We start from the raw sequence: 26,045 nt of genomic DNA, 5'->3' as shown, positions 1-26,045 counted from the left end.
GCCAAAATGGGAGCGAAGCGACCTGCGCATAAAGTGCACAAAGTAAGCTGTCCGGTGGAGGCCCGCAGGGCCGGAACGAAATGCCTCGGCTTGTTATAGGTTTTTACCAAAGTTTCCACCAAGGTCTGACTTTAGACACAGCTGGCTCACTAGGGCGATAAATTTTTTCACTTTGCCCATCTGCTACCGTAATATCCAAAAGTAATGCTTTCTCTAAGATAAATGGAAAAAGCTCATCAGCTCTTGAATATATAATTGCCAGCATCCCCATCTTACTTGCGAAATTGCTTAGCATTGGTCCATCGGCCCACGGACTATTTTCCATTTCAGGATCATCGTCTTCATAGCTACACAAGCATGGATATTTATCTGTCAGAACTTTATGCAATGCTATGATTTTCTCATGCGCTCCAGACTTATCCTCATAGTACTCTTCTCTGAGTTCTTCAATATATTTCCAAGCTGCATCATTTTCTTCTGGTACATCTGTGAGTATTAAATCTAAAGTAAAGCTCATACTACTTTTGACCTATAACGCCCAGCGCAGGCGCAGCCAGCGCGGAGCGCATTTTGTGTTAATGTTTGAGCGCCAGCGAGTAACATGAAAGGTGCGTAGCGTTGGCTGTCGCTCTGCCGCTGTTTGTTAGCATTTTATTGGTTGATGAACTTGTTTCGGTCCCTCAAGATCGTAACAAGCGTAGATGGCCCATAAATAGCCATAAATAAATATGTTCCCAAAACCAGTAGAGCCATAAATTGGCCGCCAATTGAGTAGGAAAATATTTCAAAAAGTGAGCTATCTTGCTTTCCTAAGCTAATTTTTTCTGGATTTTCAGGTAGAGTTAAGACTGGTACAGACTTACCTACGGGAAGACTATAACTAAACCCCTCAATTAATCTATTCTCATCTATTTGAAGCTCATAGTAATAGGTTGTACCACTTCTACCACTTCGACTTGTATGATCAAGCGCAATAATTTCAGCATTTTTTTCTATGCCGTACTTCCAAAATATGTATGTATCTTTGGCAGAATAAAGTCCAGCCCAAATCAATAAGGGGAATCCCGCCAAGAGAAAAAGATACAAGAACCAGTTCCAAATTTTCTTCATGGGTAACTCTGAATGCTAACGCCCGCAACAGGGGCGACCAATGTTGTGCGCCTTTTGCGCAATAATGGGAGCGTAGCGACCGCGCAAAAGGTGCACAGCGTTGGGCGTCCCGCGCAGGCCCGAAGGGCCGGAGCACTCCTGCTTGCGTTTGTTAAATGTTGGCAGCGCAGGATTAATCACTACCTCCGCCACCACTAGCTCCATCATTTCCAGGGTGCGCGTCTTGCGCGGATGCCGCATCTGGCGTTTTATAATTCGGACTGGTATCTGCTGGTTGAGAAAAATGAATTACAGTTACTCCTCCCACTACAGGAAACAACCAAACCAAGAAACATTGAATTATCTTTTGGCTTCTGTGGGAATAGTCAGAACGCATACACCTATATGAAGCGTACAGGTTAAAACAGGCTAACAAGATTAGTGCGATGATTAGTATGTATTCTTGCTTCATAGACATTTAACGCCGCCAGCAGGGGCAGCTTACCTTGTGCGCCATTTGCGCAATAATGGGAGCGCAGCGACCTGCGCAAAAGGTGCACAAGGTAAGCTGTCCCGCGGAGGGCCGCAGGCCCGGAGCTTCACTGCCTGGCTTTGTTAGCAGTGAAGCTCGTCAGTGGACCTCTTATAAGGTGGCCGTCATAGAAAATAATAGAAGGACCATCAGGATATACCAAACAGCACAATAACTGTTAGATGTAGATACCTCCATGATGTTGCGTAGACTTCTATTATGTTCTGAAAACTTTTCAAAAGCATTCCTAGGGTTTTCACTCAGCAGGTATAAATGTGCTGAAAATAATATAAGCGCTGGAATCAGAAATACAGAGAGTACTAGTGCGTCACTCTTCCCGAAAAAATTTCTTGCCAAGGTAAAAAAACTATTGACTGAGCTGAGATCTCTATCCACTTTTAGCAATAAAACGAAATACAGTATTACTATCAATGCAACCACGCCCTGTGGAGCACCGTAGTTCCAACCATGCGGATTACGCGCTACGCGAATCACTGGACCAAAAGTTATCCATATTAATGATGCTAGGTAGCTAGTGACTCTCATAAGAAATCCGGACTGCTAACGCCGCGCACAGGGGCGGCTTACTTTATGCGCGTTTTGCGCGAAAATGGGAGCGCAGCGACCAGCGCAAGACGTGCATAAAGTAAGACGTCCCGTTGCTGCGCTTTGTTAGCTGTGGATCTGGCACTCGATCTCGCCGTAATTACCACCAATTGACGGATCTCCTGGAAACTCTAAGGAGTCAGTTAAACCTGAACCGATACCATCGGTCCATTGACTGCCGGTATACACTTTTAAGCACTCTATTTCGTCTTGCGTTAACGGACTACTGGAAGTGTACTCAGTTGAAATAACCACCGATTTTGTATCTTTTGAATACTCAAAGCGAATTAACCCACCCGAAATATTTAGGTGGCCAAGTTTATTTTTCTCTTCTTCGCCATCTAGCAAGTAATCAGAACAGGACTCTTCATCATAGGCAACTCCATGAAGAGCTTCCAGAGCTTTAGGATTTTTGACAGGAACAGGGTTGTCACCATCCCAATTAAAAAACTCTACTTCTTGCAAGAACTTTATTTTCATTGCTTTTCCTTACTACACAGCTAACGCCCACAGCAGGGGCGGCTTACTTTGTGCGCGTTTTGCGCGAATATGGGAGCGAAGCGACCGCGCAAAACGTGCGCAAAGTAAGACGTCCCGCGGAGGCCCGAAGGGCCGTAGCATACTGCCTGTGATTGTTATGGATTTACCTCTTTCGCCAATTCTTTAGTGGTCTTTTCCAGAAAATATCAGCGCTTTCTAGAACGCCGCTAGTGAATGATCTTAACTCTTTCTCTTTAACGGTAAAATTAAGTACCTGGTCTTCCAAATAAACATTTACAAATATACCGCGGTCAACTCTATAGAGAAATATTTTCCCATCCCACCCGTCAAAATCCGACCACAATAGTTCTTGCTCATTGCTATCAATCCACGCTTCAACATCAGAAGCAAATTGATACAATGAGAACGCTATTTCTTTATGGGCCGGACGTCCTGCAGCAAGTACCTCTACATTTGCGTCGACAAAATATCCTGGAGGAATACCTGAAATACAAGACTCATCCGCGCCTTGACCGTAAATTTCCTCTAAGCTCTGAAACCTGTACTTTATTGAGACTTCGTCACACATTCCAACGATCCATAACGCCCAGCGCAGGCGCAGCCAGCGCGGAGCGCCTTTTGTGTTAATGTTTGAGCGCCAGCGAGTAACACGAAAGGTGCGTAGCGTTGGCTGTCGCTCTGCCGCTGTTTGTTAGCATTTTATTGGTTGATGAACTTGTTTCGGTCCCTCAAGATCGTAACAAGCGTAGATGGCCCATAAATAGCCATAAATAAATATGTTCCCAAAACCAGTAGAGCCCTAAATTGGCCGCCAATTGAGTAGGAAAATATTTCAAAAAGTGAGCTATCTTGCTTGCCTAGGCTAATTTTTTCTGGATTTTCAGGTAGAGTTAAGACTGGCACAGACTTACCTACGGGAAGACTATAACTAAACCCCTCAATTAATCTATTCTCATCTATTTGAAGCTCATAGTAATAGGTTGTACCACTTCTACCACTTCGACTTGTATGATCAAGCGCAATAATTTCAGAATTTTTTTCTATGCCGTACTTCCAAAATATGTATGTATCTTTGGCAGAATAAAGTCCAGCCCAAATCAATAAGGGGAATCCCGCCAAGAGAAAAAGATACAAGAACCAGTTCCAAATTTTCTTCATGGGTAACTCTGAATGCTAACGCCGCGCTCAGGGGCGGCTTACTTTGTGTAGTTTATGTGCAAATATGGAGCGAAGCGACTGCACATAAAGTGCACAAAGTAAGCCGTCCCGTTGCAGCGCTTTGTTATGCATTTACTTGAGGGACCTGATTTTCTCGAGCTTTTCCTCGAACTCTGCCCCTTCAATATTAAAAGTTGAAAGCTCGACGTCACAAATAGTGAGCCAAGGGTATTTGACGTACTCGTTCCTCTCACCGACAAATGCCAAGTAATAGATGCCCGGGATCAAACCAACCAAACCAGTACCATACCCCAAGACCTCTACAACTTTACCCTCTTTCTCTTCTGACCCTTTAAAGGACTCAATTAAGCGATATGTAGCCTGACTGTATCCGATTTCTTGCCCATCAAATTCTGTGGTTTTTAACTCTGTAGCCACTACCTGGAACAGTAATACAGATTTGGCTTCTTTAAACTTTTCTTCCTCGCTCTTGTCAGGCCCACACTGAAATCCAAATGAGAGAGATGAAATAAGTGAAAATATGATTGTCGCTATGATTTTTTTCATGATTGCATAACGCCCAGCGCAGGCGCAGCCAGCGCGGAGCGCAGGCGCAGCCAGCGCGGAGCGCATTTTGTGTTAATGTTTGAGCGACAGCGAGTAACACAAAAGGTGCGCAGCGTTGGCTGTCGCTCTGCCGCTGTTTGTTATGGCTGACTTGGCACGGTGCCGCACCCATACTCCGCGGCCGCCGCCACCCCTGCCTCTGAACTCTTAAATGCAAACCCATTGTGAAGCACCCAAATACCATCTTTCTTTGCAAAGACTGAGCATGTACAACGGTTTTCGGCTTCACTAGTGCTATTGCCGACGCAACCGACTATCTGAGGCTCTCCTTCATCACTTAGACCAAGCTCTTTCCAATACCAGCCCTCTAAATCTTGTGCGGCCACACCATTAATAGTCGGGTTGGCCTCCAAGAACTCATCAACTTGCGCTAAAGCAAGAGCAGAGAATGTATAAAAGATTATTGCCAATAACTGCACTAATTTATTCATGGGCCATAACGCCCGCAACAGGGGCGACCAATGCTATGCACGTTTTGTGCGAAAATGGGAGCGCAGCGACCCGCAAAAAACGTGCATAGCGTTGGGCGTCCCGCGGAGGCCCGAAGGGCCGGAGCATTCTGCTTGCGTTTGTTATGCATGGGGTACTGCAGAGCCCTGGTGCTAGATTGGAGTTCCAGCACACTCACACTCTTTCTCAATTTTTTTCTGCTTTGGAATACTAACCGGTAGCAATACTGTGTCAGCTACTGCGCTCAAAGGTAGATCCAATGCGATCACCGGAATAAATAGCATTTTCAATGGATTTTCTTGTTGTACAGCCGAACACATGAGCGCCAAATCGGCAGTTACACCACCGTAAATATAGTTGTTGTTAGGATGGCACTTCTTGTGTTCTATATTGTGCGTATAGCGTAGAGTCGTTCCACAACCAGACACCGCCAAGATGGTGATAATTATTGCCAATTTTTTCATAGTTGATGCATAACGCCGCCAGCAGGGGCAGCTTACCTTGTGCGCGATTTGCGCAATAATGGGAGCGTAGCGACCTGCGCAAAACGTGCACAAGGTAAGCTGTCCCGCGGAGGGCCGCCGGCCCGGAGCTTTACTGCCTGGCTTTGTTAACACCTACAATCCTGCGGGCGTCTGCAACTCTTGATTGCTCTACGGGCTTAATGTACTCACAACTAAAGACTTGCAGTGCACCTTTATACGTATTGGCTACAACTAAATACGTAATTCCAGTCTCAAATTGATACTTGCACGCGCAAATATCATTACTTGCCGTAACTACATCCCTAGATACATTACCCTTTATCGTCTCGTGAACTTCGAATTGTACTTCCACTCTGAGAACAACAGGTTCTGCACCCTCTTGCTCATAGATCGTTGTCTGAACGCTCTCTGTTTTACCTACGAAAATAACTTGCGCTCTTTCAACGGCTAACTCAAACGCATCTCTACCAGTGCTGCTAGCTATCATCTCATTTTTAGATTGCGTCCAGCACGTTGTAGCGAGAGCCGGAGTGCTAAAAACAATAAACCACAAAGTTACGATGTATTTCATGTGTTAACAGTTATATCGTGGGCGAAGTGCGCTATTTTATCTGCCCACTATCCGCCGCGGTATTTTGCGTCAAGAATGCGCGCCAGGCCCCATGACGTCAAGCTTTCCGGTAATCCGTCAACCATACACCCCACAGCATAATGAGTCACTTTGCCCACTATCACGTCCTGGCTCACCCCGTCTAAGTCATTGATTATATTTATATTTCCAAGGTATAGCTCTTTCGGCTGGAGATAGTGGGCACTGTAATTGCTTGTAATCGGATATGACTAGCAATCACCCAAAATACTGTATATAAAATCAGTATAAGTTCCTTGATGATGGTGCCCACATGGAAGATGTACCTCACCCACTACCGCCCCACCCAATTAGATTCATGGATCGCCTGCGTGCCTTTATGCGAGCTAGACGACTGGCATACAGGACGGAGGAAACCTATTGCCGGTGGATTCGTGACTATATCCGCTTTCACAATATGGAGAGACCGGAGGACCTCGGGGCTGAGCAGATTGACAACTGGCTTTGCCACCTCGCCTGCAACCGTTCTGTATCCATCAACACCCAGAAAACCGCCCTCAATGCCGTGGTGTTCCTGTACAGACAGTTCTTGCGCCGTGAAATCGGTCAATTGAGTTTTACCCGCGCCAATAAGGGGCGAAAGTTGCCCGTCGTATTTAGTCACGACGAAGCAATGCGTGTACTGTCCCTCCTTACGGGCCAAAGTTGGCTGGCAGCGTCGCTGATGTATGGTGCGGGATTGCGGATAATGGAGGCCGTGCGCCTGCGTATAGGTGATTTGGACTTTGGCGAATCTTCCTTGACTGTCAATGAAGCCAAAGGCAGTAAGGCACGTCGAGTACTGTTACCCCGGTCACTCGTTAACCCCTTGCAAAACCAGATTGATATGGTCTTGGCTTTAAACCGCCAGGATCGGATAAAGGGTTTCGGGTCTATCTACATGCCGGGTGTAAAGTCTTCTAATTCGACGCACAGTAGCCCGGGATTACTGTATCTATTCCCCGCGGATAGGCCTGCCTTTTGTCCGCAGTTGCAAGTGACTCGCCGTCATCATATCCGTGAACAACAGGTACGTCGCGCTGTGGCACGCGCAATTATTAAGGCCGATGTAAAAAAGGCTGCAAGCTGCCATACCTTTCGTCATTCATTTGCCACCCAGCTACTCGCAGCAGGGACAGATATTCGAAAGATACAGGAGCTGCTAGGACACAGTAACGTAAAGACAACAATGATCTATACCCATGTTATCGGCACACATACAGAGGAAACTCACAGCCCACTGGATAACCATATCCAGTGACAAGGGTTGTGTGGACAAAATCAGGGCAGAAAGCACAGATTGCATTACAAAAGCCTCTGGCCAATTTTATCGAGGCAAAAAAAACGGGCCCACTAGGGCCCGTTTTTTGGGAAGCAATTAGCCGATTACCAGCCAGTTACTTCCTTCAGTGCATTACCGATTTCCGCCAGGGAGCGGACGGTTTTAACACCAGCGTCTTCCAGAGCCGCAAATTTCTCGTCTGCAGTACCTTTACCACCGGAGATGATCGCACCGGCGTGGCCCATGCGCTTTCCGGGAGGAGCGGTTACACCAGCGATGTAGGAAACGACCGGCTTGGTGACGTTTTCCTTGATGTAAGCAGCTGCTTCTTCTTCAGCGGAACCGCCGATCTCGCCGATCATAACGATCGCTTCGGTCTGCGGGTCGTTCTGGAACATTTCCAGAATGTCGATGAAGTTGGAGCCCGGGATGGGGTCGCCGCCGATGCCCACACAGGTGGACTGGCCGAAGCCGTGGTCGGTAGTCTGCTTTACGGCTTCGTAAGTCAGAGTACCGGAGCGAGACACGATGCCCACTTTGCCCGGCTTGTGGATGTGGCCCGGCATGATGCCGATTTTGCACTCACCCGGAGTGATCACGCCCGGGCAGTTCGGGCCGATCAGGCGTACGCCCAGCTCGTCGCACTTAACCTTGGCATCCAGCATGTCCATGGTAGGAATGCCTTCGGTGATGCACACGATCAGCTTGATGCCGCCGTTGGCCGCTTCCAGGATGGAATCCTTACAGAACGGCGCCGGTACGTAGATAACGGATGCTTCTGCACCGGTAGCTTCTACGGCTTCTTTTACGGTGTTGAATACCGGCAGGCCCAGGTGAGTCTGGCCGCCTTTGCCCGGGGTTACACCGCCGACCATTTTTGTACCGTACTCGATAGCCTGCTCGGAGTGGAAAGTACCCTGGGAGCCGGTGAAGCCCTGACAGATTACTTTGGTGTCTTTGTTAATCAGTACTGACATGATTATTTACCCTCCGCAGCTTTAACCACTTGCTCTGCCGCGTCGGTCAGGCTGGTGGCAGCGATGATGTTCAGGCCGCTGTCGCTCAGAACCTTGGCACCCAGGTCTGCGTTGTTACCTTCGAGGCGAACAACAACCGGGATCTTAACGCCAACTTCTTTCACAGCGCCGATTACGCCTTCTGCGATCATGTCGCAGCGTACGATGCCGCCGAAGATGTTGATCAGAACGGCTTTCACGTTCTCGTCGGACAGAATGATCTTGAACGCTTCAACCACGCGTTCTTTGGTCGCGCCGCCGCCTACGTCCAGGAAGTTCGCAGGCTTGCCGCCGTGCAGGTTCACGATGTCCATGGTACCCATGGCCAGGCCAGCACCGTTTACCATGCAGCCGATGTTGCCATCCAGCGCTACGTAGTTCAGGTCCCACTTGGCTGCGTGTGCTTCGCGCTCGTCTTCCTGAGACGGGTCGTGCATTTCACGCAGGTCCGGGTGACGGTACAGTGCGTTGCTATCGATGACGATTTTCGCATCGAGGCAGTGCAGGTTTTTCTCTGGGGTGATTACCAGCGGGTTGATTTCCAGCAGGGCCAGATCTTTCTCTTCGAACATCTTGGCGAGGCCCAGGAAGATCTTGGTGAACTGCTTGATCTGATCGCCTTCCAGGCCCAGCTGGAATGCCAGCTCGCGGCCCTGATAAGGCTGAGCGCCTACCAGCGGGTCGATGGTGGCTTTCAGGATTTTTTCCGGGGTCTCTTCCGCAACTTTCTCGATCTCAACACCGCCTTCGGTGGAGGCCATGAATACGATGCGACGGGTAGCACGGTCCATCACTGCGCCCAGGTACAGTTCCTGGTCGATGTCGGTGCAGCTTTCCACGAGGATGCGGGAAACCGGCTGGCCGTTTTCGTCTGTCTGATAAGTTACCAGGTTGTTACCCAGCCACTTCTTCGCAAATTCTTCAATTTCCGCTTTGGAATCTACCAGCTTAACGCCGCCCGCTTTACCGCGGCCACCAGCGTGCACCTGGGCTTTAACAACCCACTTGTCTCCGCCGATTTCGTCTGCTGCCGCTGCTGCTGCTGCCGGGGTTTCCGCTGCGATGCCTTTGGAAACCGGCAATCCGTATGCTGCAAACAGTTGTTTGCCCTGATACTCATGCAAGTTCATAGTCAATACCAATTCACATTTGAAATGTGTTTACCAATTGCAGATTGCTCTGCACCTTTAGACAGTCCTCTGGTGGTGCTTTTTACAAAACCAGAATCCTGAAATGAAACCGGGGCGGCAACTAACTTACCGCCCCGAAATATTACGTCGATTACTTCTTGCGCTTTTTACGGTTGGCGATGTGAATCGCGTGACCGTTTACCGCAAGCGCCGCTTCCTTAACGGTCTCGGACAGGGTCGGGTGACCGAATACGGTCATGCCGATGTCTTCAGCGCTGGAACCGAATTCCATTGCGATTGCCACCTGCTGCACCAGATCAGCAGCAGAAGGACCTACAATATGGGCGCCGAGCACGCGGTCAGTTTCCGCGTGGGCGATAATCTTCACCATACCGCTGGTGTCATTCGCCGCAACGGCGCGACCAGATGCAACAAACGGGAATACCCCTACGTTATAGGGTTCGCCATCCGCTTTCACCTGCTCTTCGGTGCGGCCAACCGCAGCGATTTCCGGGTGGGTATAGATCACGTTCGGGATCACATCGTAGTTCATCATCGGCTTCTGGCCGGCGATGCGCTCGGCAACCACCACACCTTCTTCCGACGCCTTGTGCGCCAGCATGGGACCACGCACCACATCGCCTACCGCCCAGACGCCCGGAGCGGAAGTCATGCACAGGTCGTTGACGTAGATAAAACCGCGCTCGTCCATTTTTACGCCGGCATCTTCAGACAGCAGGCCTTCGGTGTACGGGCGGCGGCCCACACAGACGATCAGCTTGTCGAAGGTTTCCTTCTGCTCTTTGCCGTCTTTGTCCTGATAAGTGACAACGACTTCTTTACCTTTGACTTCAGTGCCGGTTACCCGGCAAGACAGGCGAATATCCAGGCCCTGCTTTTTGAAGATTTTCTGGGACTCTTTGGCAATCTGCTGATCCATAATGGACAGGAAATTGTCCAGTGCTTCCAGAACTACAACATCGGCACCCAGGCGGCCCCATACAGAGCCCAGCTCCAGGCCGATAACGCCCGCGCCAATCACACCCAGTCGCTTCGGTACAGAGGTGAATTCCAGCGCACCGGTAGAATCGACGATGATCTTGTTGTCCACCGGCGCCGGCGGAATGTTTACCGGCACAGAGCCGGAAGCGAGGATCACATTGTCCGCTTCGTAAGTGGTGGACTTGCCGTCTTTGTCGGTCACTTCCACTTTCTTGCCAGCCAGCAGCTTACCGGTACCTTCGATGGAAGTTACCTTGTTCGCCATGAACAGTCCGGAGATACCGCCAGACATCTGCTTAACAACGCCGTCTTTGCGCTCGATCATTTTCTTGACGTCGATCTTTACCTTGCCGGTATCGATGCCGTGTACGTCGAGAGAATCTTTGGCTTCGTGGTATTTCCAGGAGCTGTCCAGCAGCGCCTTGGAAGGGATACAGCCCACATTCAGGCAAGTACCGCCATTAACGGTCTTGCCGTCTTTGTTTACCCATTTTTCAACACAGGCAGTTTTCAGACCCAGCTGCGCTGCGCGGATTGCGGCCACATAACCACCGGGGCCGGAGCCGATTACTATTACGTCAAATTTTTCTGACATGGTCTGTTCCAAATTTGAGTGGATTCAACGAATGCGGTGTTTCCGCATCGCCGGGGATCTGCCCGGCTTTCCTGAGGCGGTCTTGGTGCCGCTGATGCCTGAAGTTATTCACAGGCTCATATGCTTCGGGCGGTTACCGAATACACCGGAAACCGCCCTTTCTCCAAAAATCGAACGACTTAGACTTCGAGCAGGATACGCGCCGGGTCTTCGATCATTTCCTTGATCGCTACCAGGAAGCCAACTGCTTCCTTGCCGTCGATCAGGCGGTGGTCGTAAGACAGGGCCAGGTACATCATCGGCAGGATTTCTACCTTGCCGTCTACTGCCATCGGACGCTCCTGAATCTTGTGCATACCGAGAATAGCGGTCTGCGGCGGATTCAGGATCGGAGTGGACAGCAGGGAACCAAACACACCACCGTTGGTGATGGTGAAGGTGCCGCCGGTCATCTCTTCGATAGACAGCTTGCCGTCGCGCGCACGCAGGCCCAGATCACGGATATTGTTTTCCATGTCCGCCAGGCCCATGTTTTCTGCGTTACGCAGAATCGGAACGACCAGACCTTTCGGAGAGGAAACGGCAACACCGATGTCCTGGTAGCCGTGGTAAACAATGTCGTTACCATCGATGGACGCGTTCACCGCGGAGTAACGCTTGAGTGCTTCAACCGCTGCTTTTACGAAGAAGCCCATAAAGCCCAGACGAGTGCCGTTGTGGGTCTTCTCGAACAGGTCTTTGTAGTTCTTACGCAGATCCATGATCGGCTTCATGTTCACTTCGTTGAAGGTCGTGAGCATGGCGGTGGACTGAGAAGCATCCAGCAGTCGCTCGGCGATGCGCTTGCGCATACGGGTCATGGGTACGCGCTTCTCGACACGCTCACCCGGCGCAACCTCTACCTGCGCTGCAGCAGCCGGAGCCGCTGCAGCAGCCGGAGTGGAGCCCGCTTTCATCACGTCTTCTTTAAGGACACGACCGCCTTTGCCGGTGCCTTCTACACCACCCAGGTCCACGCCTTTTTCTGCCGCCATTTTCTTGGCAGAAGGCATAGCAATTTTCTCGCCGCCAGCGGCCGGAGCCGGTGCTTCTTCAGCAGGAGCCGGCGCCGCTTCAGAGGATTCACCGGCGCTGCCGCCGGCACCTTCTTCAAACTTGGCAATTACTTCGTTGGAGAGAACGGTATCGCCCTCACCCTTGATAATTTCGCTGAGGGCGCCGTCTGCCGGAGCAACAACTTCCAGCACGACTTTGTCGGTTTCAATATCCACGATCAGTTCATCGCGGGACACGGCTTCACCCGGTTGTTTGTGCCAGGTGGCAACGGTGCCATCCTGAACGGATTCCGGGAAAGTTGGCGCTTTAATCTCGATGGTCATTGTTCCTGTTTCCTGAGATTGCTCTTCGTTGTACTGCTGCCTTATTTGACAGTCAGCGCCTCATTGATGAACGTATTCTGTTCTTCCAGGTGGGTGGACATATAGCCCGCCGCCGGTGCAGCAGAAGCTGCGCGGCCGACATATTCCAGCTCCAGCTTCGGATGTGCTTCGTTCAGCAGACGACGCAGGTGATGCTGGCTGGAGTACCAGGCACCCTGGTTCATCGGCTCTTCCTGACACCAGGCGACGCTCTCGATGTTCTTGAATGCGGAAACCGCTGCCAGGAACTCGTCGTCCGGGAAGGGGTACAGCTGTTCGATACGAACAAAAGCCACATCTTCCTGCTCGCGCTCCATGCGCGCTTCCAGCAGATGGTAGTAGACCTTGCCGGAGCAGATAATCAGACGCTTCACCTTGGCAGGATCTACGCCCTCGTCCTGAATCACGTTGTGGAACTGGCCGTTGGCCAGCTCTTCCAGGCTGGAAGTGGCCAGCTTGTGACGCAGGATCCACTTCGGGCTCATGATCACCAGCGGGCGACGCATCGGGCGAACTGCCTGGCGACGCAACAGGTGGAAGATCTGTGCCGGGGTGGTGGCATTACATACCTGGATGTTGTGCTCGGCACACAGCTGCATGAAGCGCTCGAGTCGCGCGGAGGAGTGCTCCGGGCCCTGGCCTTCGTAGCCGTGCGGAAGCAGCATCACCAGGCCGCACATACGGCCCCACTTGTGCTCACCGGAAGTGATGAACTGGTCGATTACCACCTGGGCACCGTTGGCGAAGTCGCCGAACTGCGCTTCCCAAACCACCAGGGATTTCGGGGTGGTGGTGGCGTAACCGTATTCGAATGCCAGTACCGCTTCTTCGGACAGCAGCGAGTCGTAGATATCGAAACGCGGCTGGTCTTCGGACATGTGCTGCAGAGGCACATAGCTCTGGCCGTCTTTCTGGCTGTGGATAACCGCGTGACGGTGGGAGAAGGTACCGCGACCCACGTCTTCACCGGTGAAGCGGACCATATAGCCCTGCTCCAGCAGCGTACCGTAAGCCAGGGTTTCCGCCATGCCCCAGTTCAGCGGCAGTGCGCCACCGGCCATTTTGCGGCGGTCTTCGTAGATCTTGGAAACCTGGCGCTGCATCACGATACCGTCGGGAACGGTGGTCATGCGATTGGCCACGTCTTTCAGCTTGGACAGCTCGTAGCTGGTATCGCCTTCTACGGTCCACTCGTGGTTCAGGTACGGACGCCAGTCCACAAACATGGACTCATCCGGCTTGTTCACCAGGCCGGTTGCCACGTCTTCACCGCGATCCAGTTTGTCGCGGTACTCGTTGGCCAGCTTGTCCGCTTCCGCCTTGCTCACCACGCCTTCTGCGATCAGCTTTTCAGCGTACAGGGTGCGGGTGGTTTTGTGCTTGCGGATGGTCTGGTACATCAGCGGCTGGGTGCCAGACGGATCATCGGTCTCGTTGTGACCGCGACGGCGGTAACACACCAGATCGATAACGATGTCTTTCTTGAACTCGTAGCGGTAATCCACTGCCAGCAGGCCGGCCAGTACCACCGCTTCGGGATCGTCGCCGTTCACGTGCAGTACCGGAGCGTCGATCATCTTCGCTACATCGGTACAGTACTCGGTGGAACGGGCATCTTCGCGCTTGCTGGTGGTGAAGCCCACCTGGTTGTTCAGTACCAGATGGATGCTGCCGCCGGTGTAGTAACCGCGGGTCTGGGACATCTGCAGGGTTTCCTGCACCACGCCCTGACCGGCGAAGGCCGCATCACCGTGAATGTTGATCGGCATCACCTTCTCGCCAGTGGCGTCGCCACGGCGATCCTGACGGGCACGCACGGAGCCCACCACTACCGGCGCACAGATTTCCAGGTGCGAGGGGTTGAAGGCCAGCGCCAGGTGCACTTCGCCACCAGGGGTCATCACGTTGGAGGAGAAGCCCTGGTGATACTTCACGTCGCCGGAGGTATCGAGGGTTTTCTTGCCTTCGAACTCTTCGAACAGGTCCGCCGGGTTTTTACCCAGGATATTGACCAGCGTGTTCAGGCGACCGCGGTGGGCCATACCGATCACGATTTCTTTGACCGCGTAGGTACCGGAGCGACGGATCAGGGCGTCCATCAGCGGGATCAGGCTCTCGCCACCCTCAACACCGAAACGCTTGGTGCCAGGGTACTTGGAGTCAAGGTGGCGCTCCAGACCTTCGGCGGCAGACAGGCGCTGCAGGATTTCAGTGCGGACGTCGTTGCCGAAGTTCGGCTTGGACTGGCTGCGCTCGAGGCGCTGCTGGAACCACTGCTGCTCGTCCAGATTGGACAGGTGCATGATCTCTGCACCCAGGTTGCCGCAGTAGGTATTTTCCAGGCCTTCCACGATCTCGCGCAGGGTCGCCTCGCCGTTACCGAAGAACAGGTCGCCGGTCTGGAAGGTGGTGTCGAAATCGCCTTCGGTGAGGCCGTGGTAGTTCAGCTGCAGATCCGGCACCTGCTCACGGGCCATGAGTCCCAGGGGATCCAGGGTGGCTCTCTTGTGACCGCGGTGACGGTAGGAATTGATCAGCTGCAGAACTTTAATCTGTTTGCGTTCGTGCTCGATGTTGACCGAGCCGGCGCCGGGAGCGGCGAGGGGGCGGGTACGGTTTTTCGCCAACAGCTCGAAGTGCTGGCGAATGGCAGCATGTGAGACATCACCGCCATTGACGCGCGGCAGGCTGTCAAAATAATTACGCCATTCTTCCGGTACGCCACTGGAATCGTGCAGATAGGTCTCGTACAGCTCCTCCACGTATCCGGCGTTGCCGCCAGAAATATGCGAAGTACGCCAGAGTTCCTCCATAGTGCTTTCGTGCATTAATGCCTACCTCAGTTGACGGCGCGCACCCTTGAATTTCACGCCGCTCTTTCCTGTCGTTCACTCACAAAAGGGGAGGCGCTAAAAAGACACCTCCCCTTTTTCGTATAAGCCTGACACCTGCTTTGCTGTCGGCTTAATTGTGATTATTTTTGGTGGGAACCCGCGTTCCCGCTTGGGAATGAATTCCCTACACGGCGCGGGTTATCAGCATATTACGGATGTGGCCGATTGCCCGGGTGGGGTTCAAACCCTTGGGGCATACGTTCACACAGTTCTGGATACCGTGGCAGCGGAACACGCTGAACGGGTCGTCCAGTTTGCCGAGGCGCTCATCGGTTGCGTCATCGCGGCTGTCCGCGAGGAAGCGGTACGCCTGCAACAAGCCGGCCGGGCCGATGAACTTGTCGGGGTTCCACCAGAACGACGGACACGAGGTAGAACAGCAGGCACAGAGAATACACTCGTACAGGCCATCCAGTTTCGCGCGCTCTTCCGGGGACTGCAGACGCTCGATGGCCGGAGCCGGGGAGCTGTTCTGCAGGTACGGCTCGATCTTCTTGTACTGGGTGTAGAACTGTTCCATATCCACAACCAGGTCACGAATGACCGGCAGGCCAGGCAGCGGGCGCAGTACCAGCTTGCCCTTCGGCGCGGCCTCGGAGATCGGCATGATACAGGCAAGACCGTTCTTGCCGGAAATGTTCATACCGTCGGAGCCACAGACACCTTCACGACAGGAACGGCGATATGACAGGGTCGGGTCCTGCGCTTTCAGCAGCTCCAGCACATCCAGCACCATCAGGTCCTTGCCCTGGGTATCCAGCTCGTAATCCTGCATGTAGGGCGCAGAATCGGTTTCCGGGTTGTAACGGTAAATGCTTACTTTCAACATGTTCTTTCCGCTCCCGAATTAGTAGGTACGCGCTTTCGGCTCGAAAGCGTCTACGGTGTTGGGCGCAAAATTGACCGCGCGCTTGCCCACACGCTTCTCGCTCGCATAATACATGGAGTGGCACAGCCAGTTTTCGTCGTCGCGTTCCTGATAATCTTCACGGGCGTGGGCACCGCGACTCTCGGTGCGTACTTCTGCCGCGATCGCGGTGGCTTCTGCCACTTCCAGCAGGTTCTGCAGTTCAAGCGCTTCAATCCGCGCGGTATTGAAGGCGCGCGACTTGTCGTCCAGACGGACGTTGGCAATACGCTCACGCAGATCTTCCAGCTTGCTAACACCCTCGGCCATGTAGTCACCGCGACGGAATACACCGAAGTGGTTCTGCATCACGCCTTGCAGTTCGGCGCGCAGATCCGCTGACTTCTCACCATTGTTGGTGGTTTCGAGACGGTTCAGGCGAGACATAGCCGCTTCGATATCAGAGTCAGAAGCTTCGCGACTTTCGATACCTTCGCGCAGGGCTTTCTCGATGAACAGGCCGGAGGCGCGGCCGAAGACCACCAGGTCCAGCAGCGAATTGCCGCCCAGGCGGTTGGCGCCGTGCACCGATACGCAGGCTACTTCGCCACAGGCGTACAAACCGTCGATCACCTGATCATTGCCCGAGGCGTCCTGGGTCAGGGCCTGGCCGTGAATATTGGTGGGAATACCGCCCATCATATAGTGACAGGTCGGCACAACCGGAATCGGCTCTTTTACCGGGTCGACGTGGGCGAAGGTCTTCGACAGTTCACAGATACCCGGCAGGCGACTGTGCAGCAGCTCTTCACCCAGGTGGTCCAGCTTCAGGAACACGTGGTCGCCGTTCGGACCGGCACCGCGGCCATCCAGAATTTCGAGAACCATGGAGCGGGCAACCACATCGCGCCCGGCAAGGTCCTTGGCATTCGGCGCGTAACGCTCCATAAAGCGCTCGCCGTCCTTGTTGATCAGATAACCGCCCTCACCGCGACAACCTTCGGTCACCAGGGTGCCCGCACCGTAAATACCGGTGGGGTGGAACTGCCACATTTCGATATCCTGCACCGGCACGCCAGCCCGCAACGCCATACCAACACCGTCACCAGTATTGATGTGTGCGTTCGTGGTAGAGGCATAAATCCGGCCAGCACCGCCGGTTGCCAGTACGGTGGCTTTCGACTTGATGAAGACGACTTCACCATCTTCAATGCAGATCGCGATAACGCCGACCACAGCGCCGTCCTGGTTTTTCACCAGGTCAACCGCGAACCACTCGTTCAGGAAGACGGTGTTGTGCTTGACGTTGTTCTGGTAAAGGGTGTGCAGCAGCGCGTGACCGGTACGGTCCGCCGCAGCGCAGGTACGCGCCGCCTGGCCACCGCGGCCGAAGTCCTTGGACTGGCCGCCGAACGGGCGCTGATAGATACGTCCTTCTTCGGTGCGGGAAAAAGGCAGACCCATGTGCTCCAGCTCGAACACCGCTTCCGGGCCTACGGAACACATGTACTCGATCGCGTCCTGGTCACCGATATAGTCGGAGCCCTTGACGGTGTCGTACATGTGCCAGCGCCAATCGTCGTTGGGGTCGTCGCTGGCAATTGCACAGGTAATGCCGCCCTGGGCAGAAACCGTGTGCGAACGGGTCGGGAATACTTTGGTGATTACCGCAGTCTTGAAACCAGACTGGGCCATCTGCAGGGCCGCGCGCATACCCGCGCCGCCGCCGCCAATTACGATACCGTCAAAGGTTATTGTTCGCATATTCGACATGACTTACATACCCCACAGAATTTCGAAGCCCCACACCGCGTAGAACACGGCGACGGCACCCAACAGAACCTCTACCAGGATGCGCAGAACGGTAGCTTTACCGCCCATCATGCGATTGGTGAGGTAGTCGGTGACAACGGACCAGAGGCCGATCCAGGCGTGAGCGAGTGTGGAGAGCAGGGCCACCAGGGTGAATACGCGCACCCAGCGCTGCTCGAACAGCGCGGACCAGCTGGCGTAGCCAAAATCCTTGGAAAGGAAAATGAAGCCCACTATAAAGAGCGTGTAAGCCACCAGCACTACAGCACTGATGCGCTGAATGAACCAGTCGTACAGACCACTGCGGCCGAAGCCAGTAACTGCCTTTACCATACCAGAACCCCCGCCAGCAGAATGAGCACTACAGAAAGCACCAGTACGATGACGGCGCCGCGACGACCACCTTCGAGGCTCTCACCCAGGCCGATATCCATCAGCAGATGGCGCACACCCGCGATCAGGTGGTAAATCAGCGCTGCCAGGGATGCCCACAAGAGCAACTTGGCCGGGACACTGGTGAAAAAGTCGGCTACTTTTTGGAAACCCTGCTCGGATTCCAGACTGGAGTCCAGCATGCACAGCAAAAGTGCAACCACAGCGAAGAGCACCACACCGGAAATACGGTGCAGGATGGAAACCAACGCTGGTGCAGGGAGCTTGATAGTAGAAATGTCTAAATTGACAGGTCTGTTCTTGTTCACAGGAATAACACCTTGTTGCCCTGAAAGACGGGGCGCCCGCTAATTTTCTATTTACCGAGCGAGCTTGCTGATCACTTTCCACCCAACCTGGGGAGGTCTTGTACAAAGTGGCCTTACCAAGGCGCAAGCCGCGCGGATTATAGGCATTCAAATTTCAAAACACAACGAACCTGGGGCCGCAGATGACGGCTTTGTACCAGTTGCAAACGGCGCCAAGCACCCGACCATGGTATGAGGCGCTCATTTCAACAAACCCGAATTTCCGCGCCAGAATTCCTTCCGGAACAGGCAAAATCCCTGCCACCCACGCCCAACGCGATAGATCCTGCGGCGATAGAACCCGCCGGCCACATCAATTTGGTTTGACAATTTGGAGCGCGGCACTTAAGTTTGGCCGCGCTCAAAAGCCCGCTAGCCCCCAATCCGCGTCGGATGCAGCCAAAGAAGGCCCTCCGAGCCCGCAGAATCCGGCACTTTCCGGGTTTTGTACGTGCAAAGAAAGCACCTGAGACAACCCTTCCCATAAAAAGGTGATCACAGGTGAGCGCGGAACGCGCCCCTATTCGGGCCGTCTGATTACTGAAGCGATTCAGTGATTTGTGTGGAAATAAAAAAGCTGGCAAACGAATAGTTTTTAGGAGTCCACAATGTCCGACAAGAAAGCTCAACTCACGGTCGACGGTATCGACGCCCCTTACGACCTGCCGGTTTACTCTGGCACCGCCGGCCCCGACGTTGTCGACGTCAGCAGCCTGGCGAGCAAAGGCCTGTTTACCTACGACCCGGGCTTCATGTCCACTGCCTCCTGTGAATCCCAGATCACCTATATCGATGGCGCCAAGGGCGTGCTGCTGCACCGCGGCTACCCCATCGAACAGCTGGCGCAGAAATCCGACTACCTGGAAACCTGCTACCTGCTGATGAACGGCGAGCTGCCGTCAGTCGAACAGAAGAAGGAATACGTCAACAGCATCATGAACCACACCATGGTGCATGAATCCCTGGTCAACTTCTTCAAGGGCTTCCGCTACGACGCCCACCCGATGGCCATGATGTGCGGTGTAGTAGGCGCCCTCGCCTCCTTCTACCACGACTCCCTCGATATTACCGATCCCGAACACCGCAAGATCTCCGCTGACCGTCTGATTGCCAAGATGCCGACCCTGGCCGCCATGTGCTACAAGCACAGCAAGGGCCAGCCGTTCATGTATCCGGATAACAGCCTCAGCTACTCCGAGAACTTCCTGCACATGATGTTCGGTAACCCTTGTGAGCCGAGCAAGATCGACCCGGTTGTGGCCAAGGCCATGGATGTGATCTTCCTGCTGCATGCCGACCACGAGCAGAACGCTTCCACTTCTACCGTGCGTCTGGCCGGCTCCTCCGGTGCCAACCCCTTCGCCTGTATCTCCTCCGGTATCGCGACCCTGTGGGGCCCGGCACATGGCGGCGCCAACGAAGCGGTACTGAACATGCTGCAGGAGATCGGCGACGAGAGCCGTATCGACGAGTATGTTGCCAAGGCCAAAGACAAGAACGACCCGTTCCGCCTGATGGGCTTCGGCCACCGCGTATACAAGAACTTCGACCCGCGCTCCCGCGTAATGCAGGGCATCTGCGACGAAGTTCTGGGTGCCATGGGTGCCGAGAACGATCCGCTGCTGCGTATCGCCAAGAAACTGGAAAAGATCGCCCTGGAAGACGAGTACTTCGTCGAGAAGAAACTCTACCCGAACGTGGACTTCTACTCCGGCATCATTATGAAGGCGATCGGTATTCCTACCGATATGTTCACCGTGATCTTCGCTACCGGCCGTACTGCAGGCTGGATCGCACACTGGAACGAGATGATCTCCAATCCGTACAAGATCGGTCGTCCGCGTCAGCTGTACACCGGCTACACCGCTCGCGACTACGTGGCTGCAGAAGACCGTTAATCCCGGTCTTCCTCCTCGAAAAAACCCGGCACACGCCGGGTTTTTTTATGCCTGTAAAAAATCACTTGCCGGTGATTTCCCCACAGCCTGCCAGCCCTGCTTTACGTGAGCTACCAATGATCAGGCGTGCATTTTCAGGCTGAAGTAGATGTAGGACACCGCAACTGCGGTGTATTCGGAGATAAGGCGCACTGTTATCTGCAAAACTAATTGACGGAAGCGAACAATAGAAATCCAGAGCAAACATTAAATCAAACAGAAACTAATTTTTTATACTGCGCCCATTAGGAACGTCCGTACCGAAACCGGTGCGGACCTCACCTCAGACAGAATAAAAAGCCGAAACAATGGGTACGAGAGTACCAATAAATACTGCTTTTTTCGTCTCAGTCAGATCACACCAAAAATAAAATTTATATTCATTTTTCCAGGTAAATCCCTTCTGTTTTTCGCTGGCGCTATTCTCCCTCGATTAAAATTGTGACAAAATTCTCAAGCTGACCATGCAGCTGGAATATAAATCTAAAAAAACACTTTCAATCACGCCCGGGCGCGGCAAAATTCCTACTCCTCTTTATCTGCGATAAAGCCAAAACAATACCCAGATAAGTCCGATAAAAGGCTCAGACTATGTTCCGCATTTTTTCCGGGAAGTCCCGCAACAATACATCTTCAGGGAATCGTGATCCCCACGGCCCCGGACAGGGCCGCTCGATCAGCTTCGACCCGAATCTGATCCACGATCTTAAAGGTGATCACAAAGAACTGATCCAGATCTATCAACGCATCTGGTCAGAGGGTTATGAAAGGCAGGATTTCCAAAAAATTTCTGAGCTATTGAAAGCATTCAAGTCAACTTTCCAGGCCCACCTGATCAAAGAAAACGTCAGCTTTTATGTGTATCTGGAACAATCTCTCAGCGATGACAACCATACGCTGCAGATCGTCAAAGATTTTCGTTCCGATATGAATGATATTGCCAACGCCGTAGTGCAGTTTTGCAAGCGCTACTCCCGCGAGGTTTTTACCGGAAAGATGCTGATGGACTTCAAACAGGACTATGAAAAAATCGGCGAAGCGCTGACCCGAAGGGTCTCTCTGGAAGAGCGGGAACTTTATACACTGTATCGATACTCGTAACAGGATTTTCGCCGGTAAAACACTAGTCCGATAAATTTTATCCTCAGCTGAAATCCTGAAAGGTTCCATTGCGGAAAATAAGAATACATCTCTTAAAAACGACAACAATAACAAAAGCAGGCTTGATGATGACTCGAGGGAAGACCCGCAAGACGGGTACAGGGAAGTACTTCGGGGGAAACTTGTGACCGAAGTTTCCGTGGAGAAGCGGCTTTCGATACCGCAGCACGAAGCCCGTCAGCAAACTACAGACTACCCCATCTATGTAGTCATCGGTGCTGGCCCGGTGGGTGTTCGATGTGCAGAGCGCTTGCTGGAGAACAGCGACGATGCCCAGGTCGTACTGATCGGCGCAGAGGACGAAGCCCCGTATAACAGGGTCAGGTTGTCCCAGTACCTATCCCAGGAACTCTCCCTGCAAGAACTGGAAAACCCGGTACGGAAACAATCCGCGGGCCGACTCGCCGAATATCACAACCGCCGAATTACCCGTATCGATCGACAAGAGCGTATCGTCTTTGATGAGGAAGGCACCCCCCAACCCTATACCAAGCTAATCCTCGCCACCGGATCCCGACCGCGAATCCCGGATATACCCGGCGCAAACCTGGAAAACATCATTCCTTTCCGCGAGCTGCGGGATGCCAAGGCACTTACCCATCTGCGCGACAGGAGTCAGACCATTCTGGTAGCAGGCGCGGGCGCACTGGGATTGGAAGCCGCTGCCGCGCTTAAGACACAAAAGAACCGGGTTGTACTTCTGGCCCGTCAGGGCTTACTCGGTGGGAAGCTGAGTACGGCATCAGAAAACTATCTCAAGGCTGCCCTCACCGTACTCCAGGTGGAGCTGATGTCTGGGGTCGAGATCCAGGCATTCAACGGCAGCAAGGCTGTTACCGGCGTGCAGCTCTCAAGCGGGGAAAGCCTTCAGGTGGACACCGTAGTTTTGTGTACCGGCATCACTCCTGAAACCACTCTGGGTGAGGAATCTGGTCTCAACACAGCACGTGGCATCCAGGTTTCCTCCTTTATGCAAACCAGCGACCCGGATATTTACGCGATAGGTGAATGTGCCGAATTTGCAGAGCTGGTGTATCAACTGGTGCGCCCCGGATTCGAGCAGGCCGATATTTGCGCCCGGCATATCTGCGCCACAAAAGAAAAAGACATTCCGGCACCCTATTCCGGCAGCCGCACAGATATCGAACTCAAGATTGCCCATATCCCCTGTGCACTGCTCGGCAAGACCGCGCCCGCTGGTGAATCGAGCGTGTATCGCTACGAAAACCGCTTCCGAGGGCAGTGCCGGGAAATCTACCTGAGCGACGGAAAGCTCGTAGGTGCCAGCCTGATCGGTGCCTGGCCCGAACGATCCCGTGTGAGTGCGGCCATCAACAGTGGCGAGGCGATTTCAACGGCTTCCCTGCGCCGATTTGAGCGGGATGGCTACCTGTGGACAAAACAGGAAAAGCAGGGGATAAAACAGCAACCAGACAGCTATCTGGTCTGCCAGTGTAATGGTGTCAGTAAGGGGGAGCTCTGCACGGCCATCGCCAATGGCAAACGCTCGCTACACGACCTGGAAATGGAGACTCAGGCCGGATCGGTGTGCGGCAGTTGTCGACCGATCATGGCAGAGCTGCTCGACACCCCTGTTCCCAATCTCGTCATGCGACACGCGACGAGTATCTTATTGGTATCCCTCCTCTCCCTGTTGTTGATTGCAATCGCGGTGTTTCTGCCTGCGCCCGACGTCAGCAACAGTGTGCAGGTCAACTGGTACCTGAAAAACCTCTGGTACGACAATTTCTGGAAGCAGGTGAGCGGCTACACCCTGCTCGGGCTGTGTCTGCTGACCGCCAGCCTGAGCCTGCGCAAGCGTTTGAAAAAGCGCAATCTCGGCCACCTGGATCACTGGCGCTACTTTCACAGTATCGTTGGCTGTGCGGCACTGCTGGTACTTATCGTACACACCGGGTTCCGCCTGGGTGAGAACCTAAACCTTGCGCTGATGCTGGTATTCCTCGCGGCCACCTGTACGGGCTCCCTGGTGGGAGTATTTATGGCCCGCAATCACCACTGGACCGATCTGAAGTTGCGCGAACATCGCAAGTGGTGGTCCCGGGTCCACTACGCGCTGCTGTGGGCACTGCCCGTATTAATCTTTTTCCATGTCCTCGCCGTGTATTACTTTTAAATGAAAAACTATAAATTCAAGTTCTGGCACTACGGCCTGGTACTGACTTTGTGCGTTGCCGCACTGATCACGTACAACCTGGAGGCCTCGGATAAATCGTATTTTCTCAGCGGTGAGGCTACCCACGGTCACCATCAGGTCGAACTCGCCTGCACTACCTGCCACGGTGATGGCTTCGCGGGTCAGGAGGTGATCCAGCAGGCCTGTACCGGCTGTCACAGTGAAGAACTGGGGCTGGCAAACGATAGCCACCCGCGCAAGAAATTTCTCGACCCGAGAAATGCCAACCTGTTAAACCAGCTGGACGCTCGCCAGTGCGTGTCCTGCCACACGGAGCACAAGCCGGAAATCACCCACGAGATGGGAGTCACCCTTGCGGGGGATTTCTGTGTGCACTGCCACAGTGATATCGCGGAAAACCGCCCCAATCACGCCGGCTTTGGCTTCGATACCTGTGCCAGTGCGGGTTGTCACAACTACCACGACAACCGCTATCTATACGAGGGATTCCTGACCGCACACATAGGCAAGCCTGATCTACTGGAGGACGGACAGCTTCCCCTACGCACACTGGTGGCAAGCTGGAGAGATACACACCCCCACAACCAGACTGACCAAGTGGCAACGCCGGACATGGCACGGCCATCGGATACGGGTGACGCCACCTCTAACATCCTTGGCAACTGGCTATCCAGTACCCATGCACAGACCGAAACCAACTGCAGCAGTTGCCACAGTGATGGTCAGTGGCAATTCAGTAGCGCAGAGATAGTCGACACCTGCGGCGACTGCCACAGGCAACAGCGGGATGAGTTTACCGGCGGGAAACACGGCCTGCGCCTTTCATCGGATCTGCCCGAGGCGTTCCGAAATAAATCCAGCGCTATGACGCCGGTGGAAGCACTGATCCCCATGAAAAACAGCGCACAGGGCGAGCTCAGCTGCATCAGTTGCCACGGCGCACACGAGACGGATACGCGCTACGCCGCCGTAGACGCCTGCCTCAGTTGCCACAATGATGAACACAGCCTGGCCTACCGCGCATCTGCACACTTCAAACTTTGGCAGTCGGATACCTCGAGTGGTGTCAGCTGCGCCAACTGCCATATGCCACGCGAGGTCCGCGGTGATCAGGTCGCGGTCAATCACAACCAGAACCACAACCTGCGTCCCAATGAAAAGATGCTGCCGGTATGCCTCAGCTGCCACGGTATCGAGTTTTCCGTTGCCGCGCTGGCAGACAAGCAGTTACTTAAGAACAACTTCAATGGTCCGGTAAAAAACCAACACGAGACGTTCCAGCTGATTCGTGAACGGATCGCCAAGATTCAATCCAGCAAGTAATCCCATCAGGAGGGGAAACCATGCGAACTAGAGCGTTCATCTTGGCTGCAGTGGCAGCGCTTTCAGGTTGTGGGGAAAAATCAGGAATCGAACCCCAGAGAATGGCCGATGCGATTTTCGCGGTCATCGAGGCAGACCGCGCAAGCTATACCACCAATGTGGTCAACCGACTGCAGAATGAAGAAAAAGTCATCAAGGCGGATGAGCACTGGCAAGACAATCAGGCACTGCCGCTGCCCGCGCAGATGATGCGCATGGGGGCCGAGCGCGTGGCGGAACAGGAATCCGGTTTCAATTATGCGCTGCTGTCCCAGTGGGCCATCAACAAACAGAACAAGCCGCGCACAGAGTTAGAGCGCCAGGGTCTGGAATTTATTGTCGAGAATCCCGGGCAGAACTTCTACGGAACCGAGAAGCTCGGCGACACCAAGTATTTCACCGCAGTTTATCCAGACGTGGCCGTGTCTCCCGCCTGCGTCAGCTGTCACAATGACCATGTGGACAGCCCGCGCAAGGACTTCGAGCTGGGGCAGACCATGGGGGGTGTGGTAATCCGCTTCCCACTGTAAGTTGTGGATAAGCTTTCGCGGAATTTCCGCCAATAAAAAAGGGGCGCTTTTCAGCGCCCCTTTTTCAGTTACTGCCCGACTAATA

Annotated in this window: 24 protein-coding genes; 6 read left to right on the top strand and 18 right to left on the bottom strand. The window is 53.4% G+C overall.

What is annotated here, in order from left to right:
* Positions 1-103: 103 nt before the first annotated feature.
* From HUW35_RS12015 to HUW35_RS11975, 9 genes are all read right to left on the bottom strand, one after another.
* Positions 104-517: a hypothetical protein gene (locus tag HUW35_RS12015; RefSeq protein ID WP_181252549.1), complete on the bottom strand. Its 414-nt coding sequence runs from the start codon at positions 515-517 to the stop codon at positions 104-106.
* Positions 518-651: 134 nt separating this feature from the next.
* Positions 652-1,110 carry an ABC transporter permease gene (locus HUW35_RS12010; protein ID WP_181252548.1) on the bottom strand — a complete coding sequence of 153 codons (459 nt, stop codon included), beginning with the start codon at positions 1,108-1,110 and terminating at the stop codon, positions 652-654.
* Between the two features lie 1,183 nt (positions 1,111-2,293).
* Positions 2,294-2,707 (bottom strand): hypothetical protein, encoded by a 414-nt coding sequence (locus HUW35_RS12005; RefSeq protein ID WP_181252547.1) that lies wholly within the window; start codon positions 2,705-2,707, stop codon positions 2,294-2,296.
* A 163-nt stretch (positions 2,708-2,870) separates the two neighbouring features.
* Positions 2,871-3,296 carry a hypothetical protein gene (locus HUW35_RS12000; protein ID WP_181252546.1) on the bottom strand — a complete coding sequence of 142 codons (426 nt, stop codon included), beginning with the start codon at positions 3,294-3,296 and terminating at the stop codon, positions 2,871-2,873.
* A 131-nt stretch (positions 3,297-3,427) separates the two neighbouring features.
* Positions 3,428-3,886, bottom strand: coding sequence for an ABC transporter permease (locus HUW35_RS11995; RefSeq protein WP_181252545.1), 459 nt, complete (start codon positions 3,884-3,886; stop codon positions 3,428-3,430).
* Between the two features lie 132 nt (positions 3,887-4,018).
* Positions 4,019-4,453, bottom strand: a complete 435-nt coding sequence (locus HUW35_RS11990) for a hypothetical protein (RefSeq protein WP_181252544.1) — start codon at positions 4,451-4,453, stop codon at positions 4,019-4,021.
* Between the two features lie 140 nt (positions 4,454-4,593).
* Complete coding sequence (locus HUW35_RS11985) at positions 4,594-4,944, bottom strand: hypothetical protein (protein ID WP_181252543.1); 351 nt, start codon at positions 4,942-4,944, stop codon at positions 4,594-4,596.
* A gap of 171 nt (positions 4,945-5,115) precedes the next feature.
* Positions 5,116-5,427 (bottom strand): YceK/YidQ family lipoprotein, encoded by a 312-nt coding sequence (locus tag HUW35_RS11980; RefSeq protein WP_181252542.1) that lies wholly within the window; start codon positions 5,425-5,427, stop codon positions 5,116-5,118.
* 130 nt (positions 5,428-5,557) lie between these two features.
* Positions 5,558-6,019 (bottom strand): hypothetical protein, encoded by a 462-nt coding sequence (locus tag HUW35_RS11975; protein ID WP_181252541.1) that lies wholly within the window; start codon positions 6,017-6,019, stop codon positions 5,558-5,560.
* 376 nt (positions 6,020-6,395) lie between these two features.
* Between HUW35_RS11975 and HUW35_RS11970 the strand changes: the two genes are divergently transcribed.
* Entirely contained in the window at positions 6,396-7,337 is a 942-nt protein-coding gene (locus HUW35_RS11970) for an integron integrase (protein WP_219932551.1), read from the top strand.
* Positions 7,338-7,462: 125 nt separating this feature from the next.
* Here HUW35_RS11970 and sucD read toward each other — a convergent pair whose 3' ends face one another.
* The 9 genes from sucD to sdhC form a co-directional block, all read right to left on the bottom strand.
* Complete coding sequence (sucD, locus tag HUW35_RS11965; RefSeq protein WP_078086032.1) at positions 7,463-8,335, bottom strand: succinate--CoA ligase subunit alpha; 873 nt, start codon at positions 8,333-8,335, stop codon at positions 7,463-7,465.
* Between the two features lie 2 nt (positions 8,336-8,337).
* Positions 8,338-9,504 carry an ADP-forming succinate--CoA ligase subunit beta gene (gene sucC, locus HUW35_RS11960; protein ID WP_078086033.1) on the bottom strand — a complete coding sequence of 389 codons (1,167 nt, stop codon included), beginning with the start codon at positions 9,502-9,504 and terminating at the stop codon, positions 8,338-8,340.
* A gap of 151 nt (positions 9,505-9,655) precedes the next feature.
* Positions 9,656-11,101 carry a dihydrolipoyl dehydrogenase gene (gene lpdA / locus HUW35_RS11955; RefSeq protein ID WP_181252539.1) on the bottom strand — a complete coding sequence of 482 codons (1,446 nt, stop codon included), beginning with the start codon at positions 11,099-11,101 and terminating at the stop codon, positions 9,656-9,658.
* A gap of 179 nt (positions 11,102-11,280) precedes the next feature.
* A complete protein-coding gene (gene odhB, locus HUW35_RS11950) occupies positions 11,281-12,480 on the bottom strand; it encodes a 2-oxoglutarate dehydrogenase complex dihydrolipoyllysine-residue succinyltransferase (RefSeq protein ID WP_181252538.1) in 1,200 nt (399 codons plus the stop codon).
* Between the two features lie 41 nt (positions 12,481-12,521).
* Entirely contained in the window at positions 12,522-15,347 is a 2,826-nt protein-coding gene (locus tag HUW35_RS11945; RefSeq protein ID WP_181252537.1) for a 2-oxoglutarate dehydrogenase E1 component, read from the bottom strand.
* 190 nt (positions 15,348-15,537) lie between these two features.
* Entirely contained in the window at positions 15,538-16,242 is a 705-nt protein-coding gene (locus HUW35_RS11940; protein WP_181252536.1) for a succinate dehydrogenase iron-sulfur subunit, read from the bottom strand.
* Between the two features lie 18 nt (positions 16,243-16,260).
* The gene (sdhA, locus tag HUW35_RS11935; RefSeq protein ID WP_181252535.1) at positions 16,261-18,033 is read right to left on the bottom strand and encodes a succinate dehydrogenase flavoprotein subunit; all 1,773 of its coding nucleotides are present in this window, start codon (positions 18,031-18,033) and stop codon (positions 16,261-16,263) included.
* Positions 18,034-18,036: 3 nt separating this feature from the next.
* Positions 18,037-18,405, bottom strand: a complete 369-nt coding sequence (gene sdhD, locus HUW35_RS11930; RefSeq protein WP_078086038.1) for a succinate dehydrogenase, hydrophobic membrane anchor protein — start codon at positions 18,403-18,405, stop codon at positions 18,037-18,039.
* Complete coding sequence (sdhC, locus tag HUW35_RS11925; RefSeq protein WP_181252534.1) at positions 18,399-18,773, bottom strand: succinate dehydrogenase, cytochrome b556 subunit; 375 nt, start codon at positions 18,771-18,773, stop codon at positions 18,399-18,401. The genes sdhD and sdhC overlap by 7 nt, the downstream gene beginning before the upstream one ends.
* A gap of 647 nt (positions 18,774-19,420) precedes the next feature.
* Between sdhC and gltA the strand changes: the two genes are divergently transcribed.
* The 5 genes from gltA (at position 19,421) to HUW35_RS11900 (ending at position 25,960) form a co-directional block, all read left to right on the top strand.
* Positions 19,421-20,710, top strand: a complete 1,290-nt coding sequence (gltA, locus tag HUW35_RS11920) for a citrate synthase (protein WP_078086040.1) — start codon at positions 19,421-19,423, stop codon at positions 20,708-20,710.
* Between the two features lie 630 nt (positions 20,711-21,340).
* Positions 21,341-21,850, top strand: coding sequence for a hemerythrin domain-containing protein (locus HUW35_RS11915; protein ID WP_181252533.1), 510 nt, complete (start codon positions 21,341-21,343; stop codon positions 21,848-21,850).
* A 184-nt stretch (positions 21,851-22,034) separates the two neighbouring features.
* Positions 22,035-24,047 carry an FAD-dependent oxidoreductase gene (locus HUW35_RS11910; protein WP_181252532.1) on the top strand — a complete coding sequence of 671 codons (2,013 nt, stop codon included), beginning with the start codon at positions 22,035-22,037 and terminating at the stop codon, positions 24,045-24,047.
* On the top strand, positions 24,048-25,391 hold the full coding sequence (locus HUW35_RS11905) for a cytochrome c3 family protein (protein ID WP_181252531.1): 1,344 nt from the start codon (positions 24,048-24,050) through the stop codon (positions 25,389-25,391).
* Positions 25,392-25,492: 101 nt separating this feature from the next.
* Positions 25,493-25,960, top strand: coding sequence for a DUF3365 domain-containing protein (locus tag HUW35_RS11900; protein ID WP_255463262.1), 468 nt, complete (start codon positions 25,493-25,495; stop codon positions 25,958-25,960).
* Positions 25,961-26,045: the final 85 nt, after the last annotated feature.

The organism is Microbulbifer sp. YPW1, from assembly GCF_013367775.1.
Lineage (GTDB): Bacteria > Pseudomonadota > Gammaproteobacteria > Pseudomonadales > Cellvibrionaceae > Microbulbifer.
This window is presented reverse-complemented; position numbering and strand designations above follow the sequence as displayed.